24 protein-coding genes are annotated in these 19,306 nt (G+C 30.8%); 21 read left to right on the plus strand and 3 right to left on the minus strand.

Annotated elements, in window-relative coordinates; all coding sequences use genetic code 11:
- The first annotated feature begins 328 nt into the window (after window positions 1-328).
- Genes KIB46_RS09425 through KIB46_RS09445 form a run of 5 tightly spaced genes read left to right on the plus strand, consistent with a single transcriptional unit; the run spans window position 329 to window position 3,265 of the window.
- Window positions 329-1,054 (plus strand): FliA/WhiG family RNA polymerase sigma factor, encoded by a 726-nt coding sequence (locus KIB46_RS09425; protein WP_156563316.1) that lies wholly within the window; start codon window positions 329-331, stop codon window positions 1,052-1,054.
- Window positions 1,055-1,069: 15 nt separating this feature from the next.
- Window positions 1,070-1,519 (plus strand): hypothetical protein, encoded by a 450-nt coding sequence (locus KIB46_RS09430; RefSeq protein WP_156563315.1) that lies wholly within the window; start codon window positions 1,070-1,072, stop codon window positions 1,517-1,519.
- Between the two features lie 59 nt (window positions 1,520-1,578).
- Entirely contained in the window at window positions 1,579-1,722 is a 144-nt protein-coding gene (locus tag KIB46_RS09435; RefSeq protein ID WP_291671532.1) for a hypothetical protein, read from the plus strand.
- Complete coding sequence (locus tag KIB46_RS09440; RefSeq protein WP_291671533.1) at window positions 1,715-2,482, plus strand: flagellar hook-basal body complex protein; 768 nt, start codon at window positions 1,715-1,717, stop codon at window positions 2,480-2,482. Before KIB46_RS09435 ends, KIB46_RS09440 begins: the two co-directional genes overlap by 8 nt.
- A gap of 12 nt (window positions 2,483-2,494) precedes the next feature.
- On the plus strand, window positions 2,495-3,265 hold the full coding sequence (locus KIB46_RS09445; protein WP_291671534.1) for a flagellar hook-basal body complex protein: 771 nt from the start codon (window positions 2,495-2,497) through the stop codon (window positions 3,263-3,265).
- A gap of 228 nt (window positions 3,266-3,493) precedes the next feature.
- Here KIB46_RS09445 and KIB46_RS09450 read toward each other — a convergent pair whose 3' ends face one another.
- Window positions 3,494-5,137, minus strand: coding sequence for a putative manganese-dependent inorganic diphosphatase (locus KIB46_RS09450; RefSeq protein ID WP_291671535.1), 1,644 nt, complete (start codon window positions 5,135-5,137; stop codon window positions 3,494-3,496).
- Window positions 5,138-5,448: 311 nt separating this feature from the next.
- On the opposite strand from KIB46_RS09450, the gene KIB46_RS09455 reads away from it, so the two are divergent.
- A complete protein-coding gene (locus KIB46_RS09455) occupies window positions 5,449-7,998 on the plus strand; it encodes a calcium-translocating P-type ATPase, PMCA-type (RefSeq protein ID WP_291671536.1) in 2,550 nt (849 codons plus the stop codon).
- Between the two features lie 84 nt (window positions 7,999-8,082).
- On the opposite strand, the gene KIB46_RS09460 is transcribed toward KIB46_RS09455, so the two are convergent.
- Complete coding sequence (locus tag KIB46_RS09460; protein ID WP_156563310.1) at window positions 8,083-9,357, minus strand: DUF4317 domain-containing protein; 1,275 nt, start codon at window positions 9,355-9,357, stop codon at window positions 8,083-8,085.
- 68 nt (window positions 9,358-9,425) lie between these two features.
- A complete protein-coding gene (locus KIB46_RS09465; protein ID WP_291671537.1) occupies window positions 9,426-9,839 on the minus strand; it encodes a hypothetical protein in 414 nt (137 codons plus the stop codon).
- A gap of 230 nt (window positions 9,840-10,069) precedes the next feature.
- Between KIB46_RS09465 and KIB46_RS09470 the strand changes: the two genes are divergently transcribed.
- The 15 genes from KIB46_RS09470 to KIB46_RS09540 are packed head-to-tail and all read left to right on the plus strand — an operon-like array spanning window position 10,070 to window position 19,297.
- The gene (locus tag KIB46_RS09470) at window positions 10,070-10,303 is read left to right on the plus strand and encodes a HypC/HybG/HupF family hydrogenase formation chaperone (RefSeq protein WP_156563308.1); all 234 of its coding nucleotides are present in this window, start codon (window positions 10,070-10,072) and stop codon (window positions 10,301-10,303) included.
- Entirely contained in the window at window positions 10,300-11,370 is a 1,071-nt protein-coding gene (gene hypD / locus KIB46_RS09475) for a hydrogenase formation protein HypD (RefSeq protein ID WP_156563307.1), read from the plus strand. Before KIB46_RS09470 ends, hypD begins: the two co-directional genes overlap by 4 nt.
- Window positions 11,371-11,384: 14 nt before the next feature.
- Complete coding sequence (hypE, locus tag KIB46_RS09480; protein ID WP_291671538.1) at window positions 11,385-12,386, plus strand: hydrogenase expression/formation protein HypE; 1,002 nt, start codon at window positions 11,385-11,387, stop codon at window positions 12,384-12,386.
- A 16-nt stretch (window positions 12,387-12,402) separates the two neighbouring features.
- Window positions 12,403-12,783, plus strand: coding sequence for an NADH-quinone oxidoreductase subunit C (locus KIB46_RS09485; protein WP_156563305.1), 381 nt, complete (start codon window positions 12,403-12,405; stop codon window positions 12,781-12,783).
- Window positions 12,784-12,797: 14 nt separating this feature from the next.
- Entirely contained in the window at window positions 12,798-13,880 is a 1,083-nt protein-coding gene (locus KIB46_RS09490; RefSeq protein ID WP_156563304.1) for a nickel-dependent hydrogenase large subunit, read from the plus strand.
- Window positions 13,881-14,222 carry a hydrogenase maturation nickel metallochaperone HypA gene (gene hypA, locus KIB46_RS09495; protein ID WP_156563303.1) on the plus strand — a complete coding sequence of 114 codons (342 nt, stop codon included), beginning with the start codon at window positions 13,881-13,883 and terminating at the stop codon, window positions 14,220-14,222.
- 1 nt (window position 14,223) lies between these two features.
- Window positions 14,224-14,874 carry a hydrogenase nickel incorporation protein HypB gene (gene hypB, locus KIB46_RS09500; protein WP_291671539.1) on the plus strand — a complete coding sequence of 217 codons (651 nt, stop codon included), beginning with the start codon at window positions 14,224-14,226 and terminating at the stop codon, window positions 14,872-14,874.
- Window positions 14,875-14,885: 11 nt separating this feature from the next.
- Entirely contained in the window at window positions 14,886-15,416 is a 531-nt protein-coding gene (locus KIB46_RS09505) for a Na+/H+ antiporter subunit E (RefSeq protein WP_291671540.1), read from the plus strand.
- On the plus strand, window positions 15,416-15,679 hold the full coding sequence (locus KIB46_RS09510; RefSeq protein WP_156563301.1) for a monovalent cation/H+ antiporter complex subunit F: 264 nt from the start codon (window positions 15,416-15,418) through the stop codon (window positions 15,677-15,679). Before KIB46_RS09505 ends, KIB46_RS09510 begins: the two co-directional genes overlap by 1 nt.
- Window positions 15,676-16,023 carry a monovalent cation/H(+) antiporter subunit G gene (gene mnhG, locus KIB46_RS09515; protein WP_049177267.1) on the plus strand — a complete coding sequence of 116 codons (348 nt, stop codon included), beginning with the start codon at window positions 15,676-15,678 and terminating at the stop codon, window positions 16,021-16,023. Before KIB46_RS09510 ends, mnhG begins: the two co-directional genes overlap by 4 nt.
- Complete coding sequence (locus KIB46_RS09520; protein ID WP_291671541.1) at window positions 16,016-16,282, plus strand: hydrogenase subunit MbhD domain-containing protein; 267 nt, start codon at window positions 16,016-16,018, stop codon at window positions 16,280-16,282. Before mnhG ends, KIB46_RS09520 begins: the two co-directional genes overlap by 8 nt.
- Window positions 16,279-16,569, plus strand: coding sequence for a hydrogen gas-evolving membrane-bound hydrogenase subunit E (mbhE, locus tag KIB46_RS09525; RefSeq protein ID WP_291671542.1), 291 nt, complete (start codon window positions 16,279-16,281; stop codon window positions 16,567-16,569). The genes KIB46_RS09520 and mbhE overlap by 4 nt, the downstream gene beginning before the upstream one ends.
- Window positions 16,556-17,023 (plus strand): MnhB domain-containing protein, encoded by a 468-nt coding sequence (locus KIB46_RS09530; RefSeq protein WP_291671543.1) that lies wholly within the window; start codon window positions 16,556-16,558, stop codon window positions 17,021-17,023. The genes mbhE and KIB46_RS09530 overlap by 14 nt, the downstream gene beginning before the upstream one ends.
- Complete coding sequence (locus KIB46_RS09535) at window positions 17,013-17,357, plus strand: sodium:proton antiporter (RefSeq protein WP_291671544.1); 345 nt, start codon at window positions 17,013-17,015, stop codon at window positions 17,355-17,357. The genes KIB46_RS09530 and KIB46_RS09535 overlap by 11 nt, the downstream gene beginning before the upstream one ends.
- The gene (locus KIB46_RS09540) at window positions 17,354-19,297 is read left to right on the plus strand and encodes a proton-conducting transporter membrane subunit (RefSeq protein ID WP_291671545.1); all 1,944 of its coding nucleotides are present in this window, start codon (window positions 17,354-17,356) and stop codon (window positions 19,295-19,297) included. The genes KIB46_RS09535 and KIB46_RS09540 overlap by 4 nt, the downstream gene beginning before the upstream one ends.
- Window positions 19,298-19,306: the final 9 nt, after the last annotated feature.

Here is a 19,306-nt window from a genome sequence, read left to right on the forward strand (position 1 = left end):
ACTTTAAATTTCTGATATTTAGGACTATTCGAGTCATCAAATACCACTTGTTTAAGTGGAATATGTTTTGAAATAAATAATAGTAATTTACCGATAATGCTAATTAAATATTGATTATATATAAGTAAATAAGTTATAATTGAATCCATGATAACGACAACCTTTCATTGTTGATTTTGTTTGGTAAGAGATTCAATTTTAACATAGAATTAGGGGGTCGTTGTTTTTTTATGCTAAAAAACTTTCGAAACCTTGATATATAAAGATTTAAAAAGAAAAGTAGTGTAAAAAAACTTTATACTAACCTTGTATAAAAGGAGGGGGATTTATGACTACCTTAAATCTATTAGAGGGAAAAGAACAAATTATTGAGGAATGCATACCATTAGTTAAGTACATAGCTTCACGTATCAGTTTAGGAAAAAACAAAAATATGGAATATGAAGATTTAGTTGGCTATGGAATGATTGGATTAATAGATGCTATTTCTAAATATGATGAAACTAAAGGTATGAAGTTTTCATCATATGCATCTATAAGAATAAGGGGAGCAATAATTGACGAAATAAGAAAGAATAGGCCTATATCTAAAGGAGCTATGGATAAGCTAAATAGATATAATGAAGCTGTAGAAGCTCTACAAAAAACACTTTGTAGGGAACCGTCAATTGATGAAATTGCAAAACATATGAATTTATTAATATGTGAAGTTGGAGAAATAGAAAATTACATAAACTATATATCAGTTGTTTCATTAGAAGAAATAGTATATTCTGACGATGAAGATATGACTATTATGGGAATTATTGAGGATAAAAATAGTCCAAGCCCTGAGCAAAGTTATGAAGAGAAGGAACAGATAGAGATTTTATCAAAAGCAATAGAATCTCTTAATGAAAAAGATAGAACAGTTTTAAATTTATATTACTATGAAAAGCTTACATTAAAAGAAATTGGAGCTGTTTTAGGAGTTTCTGAGTCAAGAGTGTGTCAATTACATAGTAGAGCTATAAGAAACTTAAGAGAAAAAATGCAAAAAATTAATTATTTGTAATGAGGGTGTGGAAATATGCCATTTATATTAATAGTTATAGGAGTTATTTTGGTGGTTTTAAACTATAAAGCTCTAAAAAAGGACGAAACTTCCTTTTGTGATATGTTAAAATACAAGCAGAAAGATATGACAGAAGTGGAAGTAGAGATAGGAGCTATAAGAAGAGATATAGCTGAAAGCTTAACAGAGCTTCAAAAAGAAATTTTAGATATTAAACAATATATTAATTTAAATAATAATATAGAAGATATTAAAGAAAACTTAGAAATAGACGAAGAATTAATTAGCAATAATTTAACGTCTATAGATGAGGAAGTAGACGTAATAAATGAAATAGATAATAAGAATAAAACAGCGGTTATAAGAGAATTAATTAGTCTAGGACTTAGTGATGAGGAGATTTGTGAAAAACTTTCTTTAGGTAAGGGGGAAGTATTATTAGTAAGGAATTTATACAAAAAATAAAGGAAGTATTTAACTTCCTATGTGATAAAAAAATCCTTATAGGAATTGGAATAGGATTAGTGTTAGGTACAAGCCTTATGCTTACATATGAATATAGTAATTCAATGACTGATGCTAAGATAGAGGAAAAAGCTAGAGGTCTAGGTATGCACACAGAGGATGAGTGTAAGGTGTTTTTTAAAGGGGATGAGAAAAATGATTAGAAGTTTATATACAGCTGTTTCCGGAATGATATCATTAGAGAACAAGCAAAGTACAATCACTAACAATATGGCTAATGCCAACACAATAGGTTATAAATCTGAAAACCTATCTATAAAAAGCTTTGATGAAGTATACATACAAAATAAAGATAAGATTGCTGCAGGTAAAAATGTTCCTCAAAGATTAGGATCATTAAGTTTAGGAGCAGAAATTGATACTGTAGAAACTGTATTTACTCAAGGTGCACTTAAAGATACTGGAAAGGTTACTGATTTTGCAATAAGTGGAAGAGGGTTTTTTACAGTTCAAAGAGGTAATGAAAGACTTTATACTAGAGATGGTAACTTTTTAGTTGGAAACGATGGGTTTTTAACAACTACTACAGGTGATAAAGTTTTAGGTGTAAATAAGTATACAGGAAATATGGAACCTATATATGTTGGAAATGATAATTTTTCTCTTGATAGAAATAATAATATTTCAGTAGGTGGAGTTGCTACTCATTCATTAGCGCTAGCTGATTTTCAGGACTATGGAAATTTACAAAGGATGGGAGATAACTACTTCAGAGGAGAAAACCCAATGTATAATACAGTAGTTACTGTAAGCCAAGGATTTGTTGAAGCATCTAATGTTAATATTACAAATGAAATGGTAAATATTATTACAAATCAAAGAAGTTTTGAAACAAATCAGAAGTTTGTATCAATGCTAGATGAAACTTTAAATAAAGCAGCAAATGATATTGGAAGAGTATAGGAGGACTAGGGAATGCTTAGAACAATTTGGACAAGTAAAACAGGGTTAAATGCTCAACAAGTTAAATTAGATACAATAAGTAATAACCTAGCTAACTCTGGCACAATGGGATATAAGAGAGTAGATGTAGGGTTTAAAGATTTACTTAATGAATCTTTAGACAGAAAAGGATATCCAGTAAATGATAAAGATGCATCTATGGGGACAGGAGTAAAAACTACAGAGTTATATAGAGATAATGCTCAAGGATTCTTAACAGATACAGGACTTTCAACAGATTTAAGTATAGATGGAGAAGGATATTTTAGATTAGTTCAACCAGATGGATCATATATTTATACTAGGGATGGTGCATTCCAAGTGGATAGTATGGGAAGACTTGTTGATACTAGAGGAAATAAAGTTTATATAGAATACATAAATGGTAGAAATGAGCAAAACACTACATTAAATGCAAGAAATCTTTTAATTGATACAAAAGGTGGAGTATATAATAGAGAGGGAGATACTTTTATAAAGATTGGAAATATTCCTTTATATACAGCAGTAGGAACAAATGCTTTTCAATCAGTAGGAGATAATTTATTCCTTCCAGGAGAAGATGTGAACATTCAAGTATCAACTAATGCAGAAATGTATCAAGGATTCTTGGAAGGTTCTAATGTAGATATTGTTACAGAATTTACAGATATGATTGTTACTCAAAGAGCATTTCAATTAAGCACTAAAGCAATGGAAAGTGCTGATGAGATGTGGGGAATGATTAATAATATGAGAAGATAAGATTGAAACTTTAGTTATGCTAAAGTTTCTTTTTGTTTTTTAAACATAAAGATCTGTTCAAAAGAATTATGATAATTTTAGTTTGAAAAGAAATATTTAAATATTGTTTTAAATACATAAAGAAATAAACATATAAATATATAAATATATAGTAAAAATGCGGGTTTGAAGAAATTTTAAAAGAAAGTTTTATTTCAAATAATTAAAAAACTGCCCAGAGGCAGTTTTTTACATTGTAGATATTACGTTTGTTAATGGTGGTATAACTTGCTTCTTTCTTGAAAGAACTCCAGGTAAGAAGGCAGTTGATGCTTCTAAAGTAACACTGAAAGTCTTTTCAACTATTTCAGGAGCCTTACCAGCTACTAAAATTTGAGAACCTTCATTTAATATGTCAGTTAGAAGAAGCATTACCATGCTGAAGGAATTTTCTTCAGCTTTTCTTTCCATATACTTTAGCATATCTTCTTTTAAAGGCATAAATCCTTCTATATCCATAGTGTTAACTTGAGCAACACCGATTTTTACTTCACCAATTGTAAATGGCTTGAAGTCTTGATTGAAGATTTGTTCAACTGTCTTTCCTTGTAATGAAGTACCAGCTTTGAACATTTCTTTAGCAAAAGCTTCAACATCACTTACTCCAGCAATTTCAGCTAATCTCTTGCAGATGTGCTTATCTTGTTCAGTACAAGTTGGGCTTCTGAATAATAATGTATCAGAAATTAAAGCACCCATTAATAGACCAGCAGCCTTCTTAGAAGGTCTTATACCATTTTCAAAGAAGCACTTAGCAACTATACTTGAAGTACTTCCAAGAGGTTCATTTCTGAAGTAAATTGGGTTGTTTGTTTGAATATCAGCAACTCTGTGGTGGTCGATGATTTCTAAGATTTCTGCTTCATCTAATCCATCTACAGATTGACCTCTTTCATTATGGTCAACTTGAATTACTTTCTTCTTATGATTAGAAATTAAATGATATCTAGAAATTAAACCTACTACTTTACCATCTGAATCAGTAACAGGGTAGCTTCTATATCTAGTTTCACTCATTTCCTTTCTAATATCTTCAACTAAATCATCAGTTGAGAAAGATACTATGTTTTCTATAGCCATAACATATCCTACAGGTATACTTTGAACTATTAGTCTTGAAGCTGTGAATGAATCATGAGGAGTGCTTATGATACATACTCCATTATTCTTAGCTTTTTCAAGTAATTCATCAGATACATTATGAGAACCTGTTATTATAACTAAAGAAACCTTAAGGTCAACTAAAGCTTCTTGAACTTCAGGTCTATCACCAACTATAGCAATATCACCCTCTTCAATTAATCCCTTCATGCTTTCTGGTTGCATAGCAGCAACACAAATCTTTCCAGGGAATTTTGGCTTATTACCATGGATGTATAATTCCTTTGCAGATAAAGTATCAACTATATTGTCTATAGAAGTATTACTTTTAGCTAGGATAACATTATCCCATATATCCATATATGAAGAAGTTAAGTTAGATACAGATAGCATACCTAATAAATGATCATTTGAATCAGCAACAGGAAGAGATTGGATGTTCTTATCTCTCATAATGTTCCAAGCCATCTTTAATGATATTTCAGGTGTAACAGGGTTGATATTATCTATCTTTAAATCTTCAACTTTTAACTTTACAGTTTCTAAATACTCAGGAGCTTCTGCACCAAAGTAATCTAAGATGAACTGAGTTTCTCTGCTAACATTACCTAATCTAACAGGTACAGCAGGAATTTCTCCAGTTTTGTTCTTAAATTCAGCATATGCGTAAGCTGCACAAATTGAATCTGAATCAGGATTTTTATGTCCAGTTACATAAATTACGTTTCTCAAAACTATTCCTCCTTTAGCTTAAAATTTTACTATTATATTTTAAGGCTAAACACGAAAAAAGTAAAGAAAAGAAGAAAATAGAGAAGTATAGTAGAAAAACATATTTATAATGAAATATTTAACAATATAAAAAATATAGTACATTTAAGATATGTGACCTTAATCATATAAGAGAATAGTGAATTATTATGATAGACGTTTTATTAAAAGAAAGTTCATAACAACCTTTAACTTTATTATGTTTTCTTGTGTTCTAACTTTAGTAAAGCAAAATATATATAATATAGAGTTTTGTTTAAGGAGGAAAAAGGGTGATACAGGAAAAGACAATAGTTCCGGGGTTAACAACACGAGAAGCAGAGAAGAGAATGAAGAACTTTGGATTAAATGAAATACAGCATAAAAAGAAAGCTTCACCAATAATGATTTTTTTATCTCAATTTAACGATTTTATGGTATGGGTATTATTAGGTGCCACCATTATTTCAGGTATTATGGGAGATACAGCAGATGCTATTACAATTATAATAATTGTTATAGTAAATGCAATTTTAGGATTTGTACAGGAATTTAGAACTGAAAAGTCTTTAGAAGCTTTGAAGAATTTAGCGGCACCAACTTGTAAGGTGTTTAGAGATGGAGGATTAAAGGTTATTAATTCTGCTTATCTAACAATAGGAGATGTTGTTGTACTTGAAGCTGGAGATAGAATTCCAGCAGATGGAGAATTTCTAGAAGGTTCATCAATAATGGTAGATGAATCCTTATTAACAGGAGAATCAGTTGGAGTTTCTAAGGATACAAATAAGAAAGAAAAGCGCAGTGGATACATGGGAACAACAATGCTAAAGGGAAAAGGATTATTTACAGTAACTAGCATTGGAATGGATACTGAAATGGGTAAGATAGCAAATCTTTTAGATAATATAAAAGAAGAAAAATCTCCTTTAAAAGAACGATTAGAATCATTAGGAAAAATATTAGTTGTTTTATGTCTTGTAATTTGTGCAGTTGTTACTATCTTGGGAATTATTAGAGGAAATGATATAACAGAGATGTTCTTACTTGGAGTAAGTTTAGCTGTAGCAGCAATTCCAGAAGGATTAGCAGCTATAGTAACAGTTTCATTAGCTCTTGGAGTTTCTAGAATGCTTAAGAGAAACGCATTAGTTAGAAAGCTTCCAGCTGTAGAAACATTAGGATGTACATCTGTTATTTGCTCTGATAAGACAGGTACATTAACACAAAATAAAATGACAGTTAAGGAAGTATATCTAAATGGAAAAGTATGTGAACTTGATAAGGAAAAGCTTACAGATTATACAATGTTAATGAAGTCGTTAGTATTATGTAATGATTGTAATTATGATTTTAATGTTAAAAATATAGATAAAGCATTACATGGTGATCCAACAGAAACAGCATTAGTAAAACTATTCTTTAAGGATACAAATATTCTTAAAGCTTTTATTGAAAAATCTGAGCGTGTATATGACATACCTTTTGATTCAACAAGAAAGATGATGTCTGTTATTATGAGGGAAAATGGAAAAGAATGTTGTTATGTTAAGGGGGCACCGGAAAGAGTTATCGAAAAATGCTCTTATGTATTAGAAAATAATAAGGTTAAGCCTCTAACATATCAAAAGAAGAAGCAAGTAGCTTCATTTATTGAGGCAATGTCTTCCAGAGCATTAAGATGTATTGCAGGTGCATATAAGGATGAAAACTTAACTAGGAGTGAAAAGTTAGAAGATGGATTGATATTCATAGGTGTTGCAGGTAGTATAGATCCACCAAGAGCTGAGGCTAGAGATGCTGTTCTTAGATGTAAACTTGCAGGTATTAAGCCTGTTATGATTACTGGTGATCATAAAAATACTGCTCTTGCAATAGCAAAGTCTTTAAACATATGTAATAATGATGATCAAGTTGTAACTGGTGAAGATATAGAAACCATGACAGATGATGAGTTGAAGAAAAAGGTTGAAAAGATAAGAGTTTTTGCTAGGGTATCACCTGATCATAAACTTAGAATTGTTAGGGCATTTAAACGAAATAGTAATGTTGTAGCAATGACTGGTGATGGTGTTAATGATGCTCCAGCTATTAAGGAAGCTGATATTGGAATATCCATGGGAATTTCAGGAACAGATGTAACTAAGGAAGCATCATCTATGATACTTATGGATGATAATTTTGCAACCATTGTATCGGCAGTAGAAGAGGGAAGAGTTATATATGATAATATTAGAAAGTTCATAAGGTACTTATTATCATGTAACTTAGGGGAAGTATTAACAATGTTCTTAGCATCGTTACTTACATTACCTAATCCTCTTTCGCCAATTCAGATTTTATTTGTAAACCTAGCAACTGATGGTTTACCAGCTATAGCTTTAGGGGTAGATCCTGCAGATAAGGATATAATGAGGCAAGCTCCTAGAGATAGAAAAGAAGGAATATTTGCTAGAGGATTAACTGAAAAGATTTTAGTACGTGGTTCCTTAATTGGAATTTGTACTTTATTATCATTTATGGTTGGAAGATATTATGGAATGAATTTAGAGACTTGTAGAACTTTAACCTTGGCTACATTAGTAATGTCACAATTATTCCATGTATTTGAATGTAGATCTGAAAGACATTCAATATTTGAAATAAAGTTATTTACTAATTTATATTTAGTTGGTGCAGTATCTTTTTCTATAATAATGTTATCGGCAATATTATATGTACCTTTTTTACAAGGAATATTCCATACAGTACCATTAATGCTTAACCAATGGATGATTGTATTATTCTTCTCTGGAATAATAGCATTTATAAATAGTATTTATTTGTTTATAAAAACAAAATAATTGCAATTAGGTTGAAGATAATTAAGAACTTATAAATATAAAAGCAAATCTTATTTTTAAGATTTGCTTTTATATTTAGATAACCTAAATTAAATCATCCACTCCATTAACTGTAGCTTGTTCATTTTCATTGATAGGAATAATTATGCACTTTTGTCCATCTATTATTTCAGATTTTATTTGAGGTACTTTTTCAGGTTTTACTTGAAGTATAACATCATACTCAGGATTATCTTCTTCTAAGTTAACATATTCTTCATCATTATTATCAGCAGCAACTTCTTTCTTAACTTCTTCAAGTCTAGTTTGAAGAATAGCTACTTGTTTTTCAAGATGCTCTTCCTTTTTTCTTTGTTCATTTGCTTTAAGTACTTTTGCATCAATTAAATTTTCTGCTAAAGGAAGGTCATCACCAAAGCTTTCAACATAAGATTCTTCAATTTTTGTAGTTGCTTCCTCAGGAACTCCACTTTCTATTAAAAGGTTTTGAATGTCTTTATTGGTTAGAGTTTTTGGCTCGCTATCTGTATCCTCATATATGGCATTATGTTCTTCAATCATAGCGTTTAGATTATCTTGTACTTCCATAAAAATTTTATCAGCTTTTTCTTCATCAGCATCAAGTGAATCTTTAATAATTGATTGGAAAGTTTCTTTTTGTATAGTAGCAGTTTGCTTTGAGGAGCAACCTAAAGCATTCTCCATTAATTCAGGATGTGGATCCTTAGCATTTTTTGTGTAGTACATTATAGAGTTAACATCTGTGCTACGGTCAATGAAAGCAGGGAAAACAAACCCATTAGTTGGAGGGTTAACAACCCAATCTCTAATACGTGCTTTAATTTTGTGCTCATCCTCATAGTATCTAAGGCCAGGTTCAGAAAGTGAAACTGGACAGATTGCACAAAGTACATATTCATATACTTCTTCAGATTCATCTAATTTTAAATTATCTTTGGTTTTAGTTATAACATCATAAGCATCGTGGAAAACAAGTATTAAAAAATTGCCAGTGTAATCATAACTATCTATGATAGAGTTATAAAAATCATCAAGAATAGAGTCATCTTTTAATTTACTATTCTTAAGTTGCAAAAGGGAAACTTGTTTTTCATTTATAAGATCTTCATTAAGTGGAAAGTTTAATTCTAAAATGTTATTTCCAATAGTTCCAGATAGAACTTTTCTAGCTATTTCTAAGAATTTAAAGTAATCATCTTCTTCTAAATTTAAAAATGTTTCTCTAAATTTTAGAATTACATTTTTTTCTCCATTAACATAACAACCACACATTTTAGTAAAAGTGCAATAATCCTTCTTTAAACGCTTTTTTAATTCAAGTATATCTTTTTTTCTCATCTACAAACCCCTCGTTTTACTATTTATATTGATTTTTTGAGTAAAAAAGAGCACCATTAAGTGCTCTTTTACTTATATCTCATTTTGTTAACTTGTTGTCTAGACTTCTTTATTTGAGAATGGTCTATTGGAATTAGATCCTTTTTAGCTGTTAAGTTAAGTATGTTTTGAATTTGAAGTATGTCAGCATCCTTCTTACCTTTAACTCCCTTAAGTCCCATAATCATAATCTTATGTCCCATGGATAAAGGAATGAAATCAACCTTTTTAAACCAACGCCATTTTTTGTATCTAGCTTTTATAACTGATTTTCCTACTTCTGGCTTTACAACTAAATCACAAACTAATTTATGAATAAAAATAAAGTTTTTTTCTTCAACTTTTACAGATACAACTGTACCACTCGCACTTGCTATTCTATCCCCATATTTTTCAAAATATGAATCTTGAAAATACTTATTGAACTTATCTTTAAAACCCATGACTAATCTCCTTTTATAAATAATTATGAATAATTCCTATAAATATATCTGTATTATACCATACATTTATTTTTTGTAAAATAATAAATCAGTAATCGTTTTAACAAAATTCAAAATAACAATTGTATAGTAAATAGAGAATATTTTAAAAATTCACACAAAAACTTTTAGAAAGGCAAAAAATATGATATTATGAAAATATGTAAAAAATATACAGAGGGGATATGGAAATGTGCTTAGGTTTAGTTATGAAAGTAATAAGTATAGATGATAAAGAAGCTTTATGTGATTATTTAGGAAATAGAAGAAAGATAAGAATTGATGTAATAAAAGATGTAGTATTAGGAGATTACTTGCTAGTTCATGCTGGTTTTGCAATAAGCAAGCTAAATAAGGAAGAAGGAGAGGAACGTTTAAATATTTTTAGGGAACTTGAAGAAAAGATTGGAGAAATAAGAAAATGAATAAGAAATTAATTTTGGAACTTAAGGAGGAGCTAGATAAGATAGAAAGCACTACAACATTTATGGAGGTATGTGGAACCCACACTATGGAAATTGGGAAAATGTCTTTAAGAAATTTCCTGGGAAATAAGGTTAAATTAATTTCTGGTCCAGGATGTCCTGTATGTGTAACTCCAAGTTTGTACATAGATTACATATATTCATTAGCTTTGAATAAAAATATATCAATAATAACTTATGGCGATATGTTAAGGGTTCCTGGGACAAGTCCTTTGATATCACTAGAAAAGGCAAGAGCTTTAGGTGGAGATATAAGATTAGTATATTCATCAGTGGATGCCATAGAAATAGCTAAAGAGGAAAAAAATAAGAATTTTGTGTTTTTAGGTATTGGTTTTGAAACTACAGTACCATCTACCTGTATCTTATTAGAGGAGATAATAAATAAAGGTATTAGTAATCTATTTATTTTGTCAATGCATAAGAGAGTTGAACCTGTAATGGAGAAACTTATGGAGGATAAAGAGCTTAAATTAGATGGATTCCTTTGTCCAGGTAATGTTGCAGTTATATTAGGAGAAAGAGATTTTGAATTCATTAAAGAATATGGACAATTAGGTGTAATAGCAGGATTTAAAGATGATGAAATTATAGAAGCTATTATAGAGCTTATAAAGAATAAGGGAAGTAAAAAAATAATTAATTGTTATAAAAGTTTTGTAAATAGAGAGGGAAATATTGTAGCAAAAGAGTTAATTAACAAATATTTCAAGGAATCACAATCATTATGGAGAGGGATTGGAAATATAGATAAAAGTGGATTAGTTTTAAGGGATGAATATAAAGAAAAGGATATACTAAATAAATTTCCTTTAGATGAAGAATTAAAGCTAATTACTAGGAGTAAAGAAAAGTATGTATGTAGATGTGGAGAAGTACTAAAGGGAAAAATATTACCTTGTGAATGTAGCTCTTTTAAAAGGGTGTGTACTCCAGCATTCCCCATAGGGCCATGTATGGTATCAAGTGAGGGAACTTGCGCAGCATATTACAAGTATGAAGGATAATAGAGGTGAAATTTATGGAAGATGTAATTACTCTTTCTCATGGAAGTGGTGGAGAGCAAAGTGAAAATTTAATAAAGAATGTAATATTACCTAAGGTTGGTAATAGTAAATTGAATATACTAGGGGATGGTGCAAGCTTGAATTTGGGAGGAGAAATTGCCTTTTCAACAGATAGTTTTGTTATTAATCCCCTTTTTTTCGTGGGTGGAGATATAGGAAAGCTTGCGGTTTGTGGAACCTGTAATGATTTATTAATGTGTGGAAGCATTCCTAAATATTTAAGTTTGGCATTAATAATTGAAGAGGGATTAAGTATAGAAAATTTAAATAGGATAATAGAATCTTTAAGTGAAACTGCGAAGATAGCAGGAGTAGAAATAGTAACTGGAGACACTAAGGTAGTTGAGAAGGGACATGGAGATGGAATATTTATTAATACTTCTGGAATAGGTATTAAAGTGGAAAACTTAAGGTTAGGAAAAGAAAGAATTAAGCCTGGAGATAAGGTGATAGTAACAGGAAATATAGGTGATCATGGCATATCCATTATGTGTGAAAGAAATAACTTTTTTCAAGGAGCAGTAAAATCAGATTGCGCTTATTTATATCCATTAGCTTCTATAATATTTGAATATGGTGACAAAATTAAGATTTTAAGAGATCCAACAAGGGGAGGAGTGGCAACGACATTAAATGAATTTGTAGATGGAACTAATTATTCTATTGAAATTCAAGAAGAAAGATTACCTTTTAGTGAGGGAGCTTTAGGAGCTAGTGAGATATTAGGTATAGATTTATTATACGCAGCAAATGAGGGGAAGGCTTTAATAGTTGTAGATGAAAGCATTGCAGAGGAACTTGTAGAAAAGCTAAGAAAGGTGGATTTAGGTAAGGAAGCTTCTATTATAGGAGAGGTTGTCTCTTATGAAAAGGAAAAGGTATTACTTAAAGGATCTTTAGGAGGGAGGAGAATTTTAAACAAATTGGCTTCAGATTTATTCCCAAGAATATGTTAAGAAAGAGGTGAGAAGAATGCATGACTTTAATGGGATTGAAATTAAAAAAGAAGACCTACTAGATAGTGTTAAATCTATGTATAAGGAAAAACGAAGGTTAGTTATGATTAATGGTTACATTAATGAAAATAAGGAAAATGTAGTTGCGTATAACTTTGATGTTAATGGCGATATAACAACTTACTTAGTAAAAGGGGAAGAAGTACTTCCATCTATAACTCCAATTTATTCAGCTTCAGCAAGGTGGGCAGAAGAGGAAATAGAGGAAATGATGAATATGAAGTTTGAGGGGTTAGATAGGTCTGGTAGATTATTTTTACCAGAAGAATTTAAAGATGGTGAAGGACAAATATTAGTTATGCCATTAAGTGAATTAAAGAAATATAAGGATAAATAAAAGGGGTGAGGTAAATGAGTTATGTTGTACCTTTAGGACCTTATCATCCAGCACTAGAAGAGCCTGTTCATGTAAAGCTTTTTACTGAGGGGGAAGAAATTAAGGATGCAAAGGTTTATATAGGATATAACCATAGAGGAATTGAAAAGTTATGTGAAGAAAGAAATCATATTCAAACAATTACACTTGTTGAAAGAGTTTGTGGTATATGTTCTCATTCTCATACTTTAGCTTATTGTTTAGCTGTAGAAAAAATAGCAGGAATGGAAGTTCCTAAAAGAGGAGATTACTTAAGGGTAATTACCTGTGAGCTTGAAAGACTACATTCTCATTTTTTATGGTTAGGTTTAGCGGCCCATATAATAGGGTTTGATTCATTGTTTATGATGTGTTTTGAAAAGAGAGAGAAGATAATGGACATGTTAGAAGCACTATCAGGAAATAGAGTTAACTATGCAATGAATATTATAGGTGGTGCAAGAAGAGATATTAATGAAGAAATTGAAAAGGATTTAAGAGAGAAGCTTAACATTTTAAAAGAAGATTTTAAAGCTATATTTGATATTTATGCTAACGATAAAACTGTAGCACTAAGAACTAAAGGAGTTGGAGTTTTAACAAACGAAGAGGCTTTTATATATGGAGCCTGTGGCCCACACGGAAGAGCATCAGGAATGAAGGATGATGTTAGAAAGGTTGATCCATATTGTTCTTATGATGATTTTGATTTTAAAGCTATAGTTCAAGCAGAAGGAGATGTATTCTCAAGAGCTGTTGTTAGATTACTAGAAATAGAAGAGAGTATAAAAATAATTGAACAAGCCTTAGATAATATGCCTGATACACCAATTAACTTAGGTATGAAAATGCCAAAGGTTCCAAAGGGAGAGTATTTCTCTAGAATTGAAGCACCTAGAGGTGAGGTATCATACTATGTTGTTTCTAATGGTGGACAAACTAATGGAAGAGTAAATATACATGTACCAACCTTTAAAAATGCAGCTACTGTACCAGTTATGCTTAAGGATAATACTATAGCAGATGCAGGTTTAATAGTTGCAAGTATAGACCCTTGTTTCTCTTGTTTGGATAGATAGATGCATGAATTGTCAGTTACTGAAGGTATCTTAAAAATATGCAAAGAGGAAGAAAAAAAGAATAATTTTAAAAGTATAAAAGAAATAAGAATAAAGGTTGGAGAATTAACAGGGTTAGTACCTAGCTGTATAGATTACTATTTTAATGTAATAAGTAAGGATACAGTAGCAGAAGGTGCAAAGTTAATTGTAGAAAAGCTTCCAATAAAAATAGAGTGTAGAGAATGCTTATATAAAGGGGAAATATCTAAGGGAAATTATACTTGTCCTAAATGTAATTCTTATAAGATAAAAATAAAGAATGGCAAGGAATTTTATGTAGACAGTTTGGAGGTTGAGTAATATGGAGATTAAGGTTGTTAAACAAATTATGGAGTGGAATGAAAATTGTCATAAAGAACTTCAAGATGAATTGAAAGAAAAGAAGGTATTTATGATTAACATAATGGGTTCTCCAGGAGCAGGAAAAACAACATTTATATTAGGTTTAATAGATGAACTTAAAAAATCAGGAATTAAAGTAGGGGTTATTGAAGGTGATATTGCAGGTAAAATAGATGCAGAAAAAATGGCTGAAAGAGGCATACCAGTAGTTCAATTAAATACAGATGGAGCTTGTCATATAGAAGCTATGTCCATAAAAAACATACTTCCACAATTTGATTTAGACCATTTAGATCTTATCATTATTGAAAATATAGGAAATCTTGTTTGCCCAGCAGAGTTTGATATAGGGGAAAGCCTTAAGGTAGCTTTACTAAGTATTCCAGAAGGTGACGACAAGGTTGAAAAGTATCCATTAATGTTTACAAGAGCAGATGCCTTAGTATTAACAAAGTATGACTTAATAAATTATTTTGAATTTAATAAGGAAAGAGTAGAGAAGAATGCATTAATGAGAAATGATGAGCTTAAGTTATTTAAGGTGAATTCTAAGAATGAAGAGGATATAAAGGAATTTAAAAATTGGCTTATTTCTAAAATTGAGGAATAGGGGGAAAGGATATGAGAAATAAAAAGGGTATTTTTGCAACTTCCCTTTTTGCTTTTGTATTTTGGATTTTATTTGTGTTACAAGATATAAATATATTCAAAATTGATATCCAAGAAGTAATTGTTGGATTAATAGTATCTGTAATAATTGGGTATTTTACATGTCCACTTTTTATCAAGGAAGATGGAACTTGGCTATTCAAAGAAAATAGATTCTTTAAATTAATAGCTTATATACCTTTTTATACAGTAGCCTTAATGAAAGCGAATATTGATGTGGCAAAAAGAGCTTTATATAAAAACGTAAAGATAAATCCAGGTATAGTTAAAATTCCAACAGAGTTAGTATCAGATTATGGGTTATCAATGCTAGCAAATTCTATAACTTTAACACCTGGAACAATTGTTATGGACATTATAGAAGAGGACGGAAAAAATTATTTATATGTTCATTGGATAGACGTTGAAACTGAAGAAGAAGATAAAGCAGGAGAAATAATCAAGGGAGACTTTGAGAATAGAATAAGGGGGATTTTTAAATAATGGATATGGTTAATGATTTAATGATAGTTGCAATAATCCTCTCTCTCTTATCATTAGTACTTTTATATAGAGTATTTAGGGGCCCTCATATTATAGATAGAGTAGTGGCAGCAGACTGTATAGATATTATCTTAGGTGTTGTATTAATATTATTTGGTTGTATTGAAGAGAGAAGTTTGTTTGTGGACCTTGGTCTTATAATGACATTACTTGGCTTTATTGGTACTGTGCTTATTTCTAAGTATTTGGAGGGGAAAATATGATAGTGGTAAGAATTTTAATAGATTTACTATTTGCAGTTGGAATATTCTTTACCATAGCTGGAATCGTAGGAATGATTAGAATGCCAGATACCTATTGTAGACTACAATCATCAACTAATATTGCAACTATGGGAGCCTTACCAATTGCTCTTGGATGTGCTATATATGGGTTTGCTATTGGTAATTCTTCTTTAGGAATAAAGGCTTTAGTTATTATGTTCTTTTTAATTATAACTAACCCAGTGGCATCACATGCTATGACAAGAGCTGCGTATAAAACAAAGGCCAAATTATTTGAGAAGAATAAGTGTGATCACTATGGGAGGGATGAAGAGGATGAATAGTTTTACTATATTAAATACAATTATTATCCTTGGAATGATTATTGCAGCTGCATCCCTTTTATTTATTGAGGATTTATTACCATCAATAATAGCTATGTCAATTATGGGAAGTTTTTTAGCATTAGAGTTTTTACTATTAAAGGCGCCAGATGTAGCTTTGGCAGAGGCAGCAGTAGGAGCAATACTTACTCCAATAATCTTTATAGTTACCTTAAAGAAGGTAAAAGATAAGAAAGATAATAAGGAGGAAGAAAAATGAAGAAATCAATAGGAATTCTTTCTCTTTTAGTAATAACAGCTGCATTCATTTTTGTGGGATTTAAGATGGTGAATATGCCCTCCACTTATAATGGAGCAGCAGAAATTATAGTAAATGAAACTCAAGAGAAAACAGGAGCTATAAACTCTGTTACATCAATAGTATTTGATTTCAGAGGATATGATACTCTTGGAGAATCATTTGTTCTATTTACAGCAGTTTGTGGAGCCACAGCTGTTCTAAGAAAAAGAAGAGCTAAGGGGGTAGGAAATCATGAAGAAGAATAGAAAGCAAAAGGATATAATAATCCCTTCTTGTGCAGATTTAGTTATACCTATAACTCTTGTTCTTGGAGCATATATTATACTTCATGGACACTTAAGTCCAGGAGGTGGATTCCAAGGAGGAGTTTTACTTACAGGTGCTATTGCCATATTTTTTATAGCATATGGAAGAGATAAGGTATTAAAAACATTTCATTTAAATAGGTTAAAGACATCAGAGGATTTAGGTGCCTTAGCATTTGTTTTAGTAGCAACTTTAGGTGTTATATATGGAGCTGCCTTCTTTGGCAACGTAGTTTGGAAAGGAACTTTAGGTAAATTATTTTCTTCAGGAACAATATTCTTAATGAATTTTGCTGTAGGATATAAAGTTCTTGCAGGAATTGGAGTTCTTCTTCTTATAATGATAGGTACTTTAAAAGATGATGATGAGGAGGGGCTAGAGAATGATAATTAATTATATAGGAGCTTCTCTACTTATTATAATTGGACTAGCTTTAATTATTTTTAAGAAGAATCTTATAAAAATAGTTATAGGTATGGGAGTTATGGATTCAGGAATAAATCTATTGCTAATTACAATTGGATTTAGAACTGGTGGTACTGCACCTATATTTATAAGTGATTTAAAAGAGGGTGCTTTCTTTGTTGATCCTATTCCTCAAGCATTAACACTTACCTCTATAGTAATTGGAGCTTGTGTTACAGCTTTAGCATTATCTTTGATAATAAAGATAAAGGAAAGGTATGGAACCATAGAATCTGACAAGGTAAGGAGGCTTAAAGGATGAGTAATGATTATTCAGGATATCCTTTAATAGCTATACTTACACCTTTTGTATTAGCATTTATAATAGGTCTATTTAAGGAAAAATATATAAAGATAAAGAAAGCTATTGTTGTATTGGGATGTATAGCATCATTTATTATAACGGTGCTATTAATAAAGCCTGTATTTTTAGATGGAAAAATAATAACTTATTGGCTAGGAAATTGGAAGCCTGTAGATAATATTGCTATAGGTATAGGAATGGAGGTAGATGCTCTATCTCTATTTGTAGGTTTAATAATAACAGCAGCTTGTGCATTAAGTTCTATATATTCAATTAAATATATGAGCAAGGATGATGGACTAGGTAAGTACTATACACTATTTTTACTTTTAGCAGGTAGTATGATAGGTTTTGTATTTACTGGTGATTTATTTAATATGTATGTAATGCTTGAAATAATGACATTTGCAGCCATTGCACTAACAGCATTTAGAACTCAGAAGGATAAGGCTTTAGAAGCTGGATTTAAATATTTAGTAATTGGGGGACTAGGTTCTTCCCTAATTCTTATGGGAACAGCATTAATGTATGCTCAAACTCATACTTTAAATATTGCACAAATAGCTCTAGAGCTAAATAGTAGAGGAGAGAAATTTACTCCAGTAACAATTCTAGCTTTAGCATTATTACTAGTTGGATATGCAGTTAAATCCTTTATGGTTCCATGTCATACATGGCCACCTGATGCCCATATGTCAGCACCATCTTCAATTTCTATGTTACTTTCAGGAGTAATGAGTAAAACTGGTGTTTATGGGTTAATAAGAATATTATTTATGATATTTATGGTAAGTGGCAATAAGGCGTTAGCATACCTAGTAATGATATGGGGAGCTATAACCATGGTAGTAGGAGTTTCTATGGCACTTTTACAAACAGACTTTAAGAGACTTCTTGCATTCCACTCAGTATCTCAATTAGGTTATGTAATTACTGGTATAGGTGTAGGTTTAACTGCAGCAGATGGTATTGCAAATCTAGGACTTATGGGTGGATTATATCATATGGTTAATCATGCCTCCTTTAAGTGTTTATTGTTCCTGTGTGCAGGGGCAGTGCTTTACCGCGTAGGAACTACAGATTTAAATAAGGTTTCAGGACTTGGGAAAAAGATGCCTTTTACAGCAGTAATGTTTTTTATAGGAGCAGCAGCAATTAGTGGTATACCTCCATTTAATGGATTTGCATCTAAATGGATATTGTATCAATCTACTTCAGAAACTCAAATACCAATAATAACAATTGTAGAACTTATAGTTTCTGTTCTTACATTAGCTTCATTTATTAAAGTTGGACATTCTGTTTTCTTTGGAGCTGAAAGAGAGGAACTAAAAGAAGTAAAAGAAGTTCCATTTACTATGAAGTTACCAATGGGAATATTAGCATTAATATGCTTTGTTTTTGGTATATGTTCTAATTATGTTATTAAAGGAATATTGGTGCCTATTGTTGATGCTATAAGAAATGTTCCTAAATATATAGATAATATGCTATTAGGAGATTTATCGATATTACATCTTGAGAATTATACAAAGAGTGATTTGGAGTTTGCCTTTAGAGGAGAATATAATCCAGAGTCATTTTTAATACTTTTCTTTATTGGAGTAATAGCTATAATTGTAGCAATGACCTTAGGAATTCATAAGATTGGTAAATGTAGAGTTGAAAGTAGTTCTTTAGAAGGAGCAATGGATACAAAATATGAAGTCTTTACAGGTGGAGAAAAAGAAGAATTCTCAAAGGTTGGACCTCATGATTTGTTCTGGGGTATGAAACATGATTTTAAAGGATATTTCAATAGATTAAGCAATGCCCATTCAGGAGTTGTTAATGATTATGCACTTTGGGTAGTTGTAACCATGGCAGTTATAATAATCTATTGCTTTATAACATTATAGGGGGTGAGT

Origin of the sequence: Clostridium sp. (assembly GCF_018372875.1) — a bacterium.
Lineage (GTDB): Bacteria > Bacillota > Clostridia > Clostridiales > Clostridiaceae > Clostridium.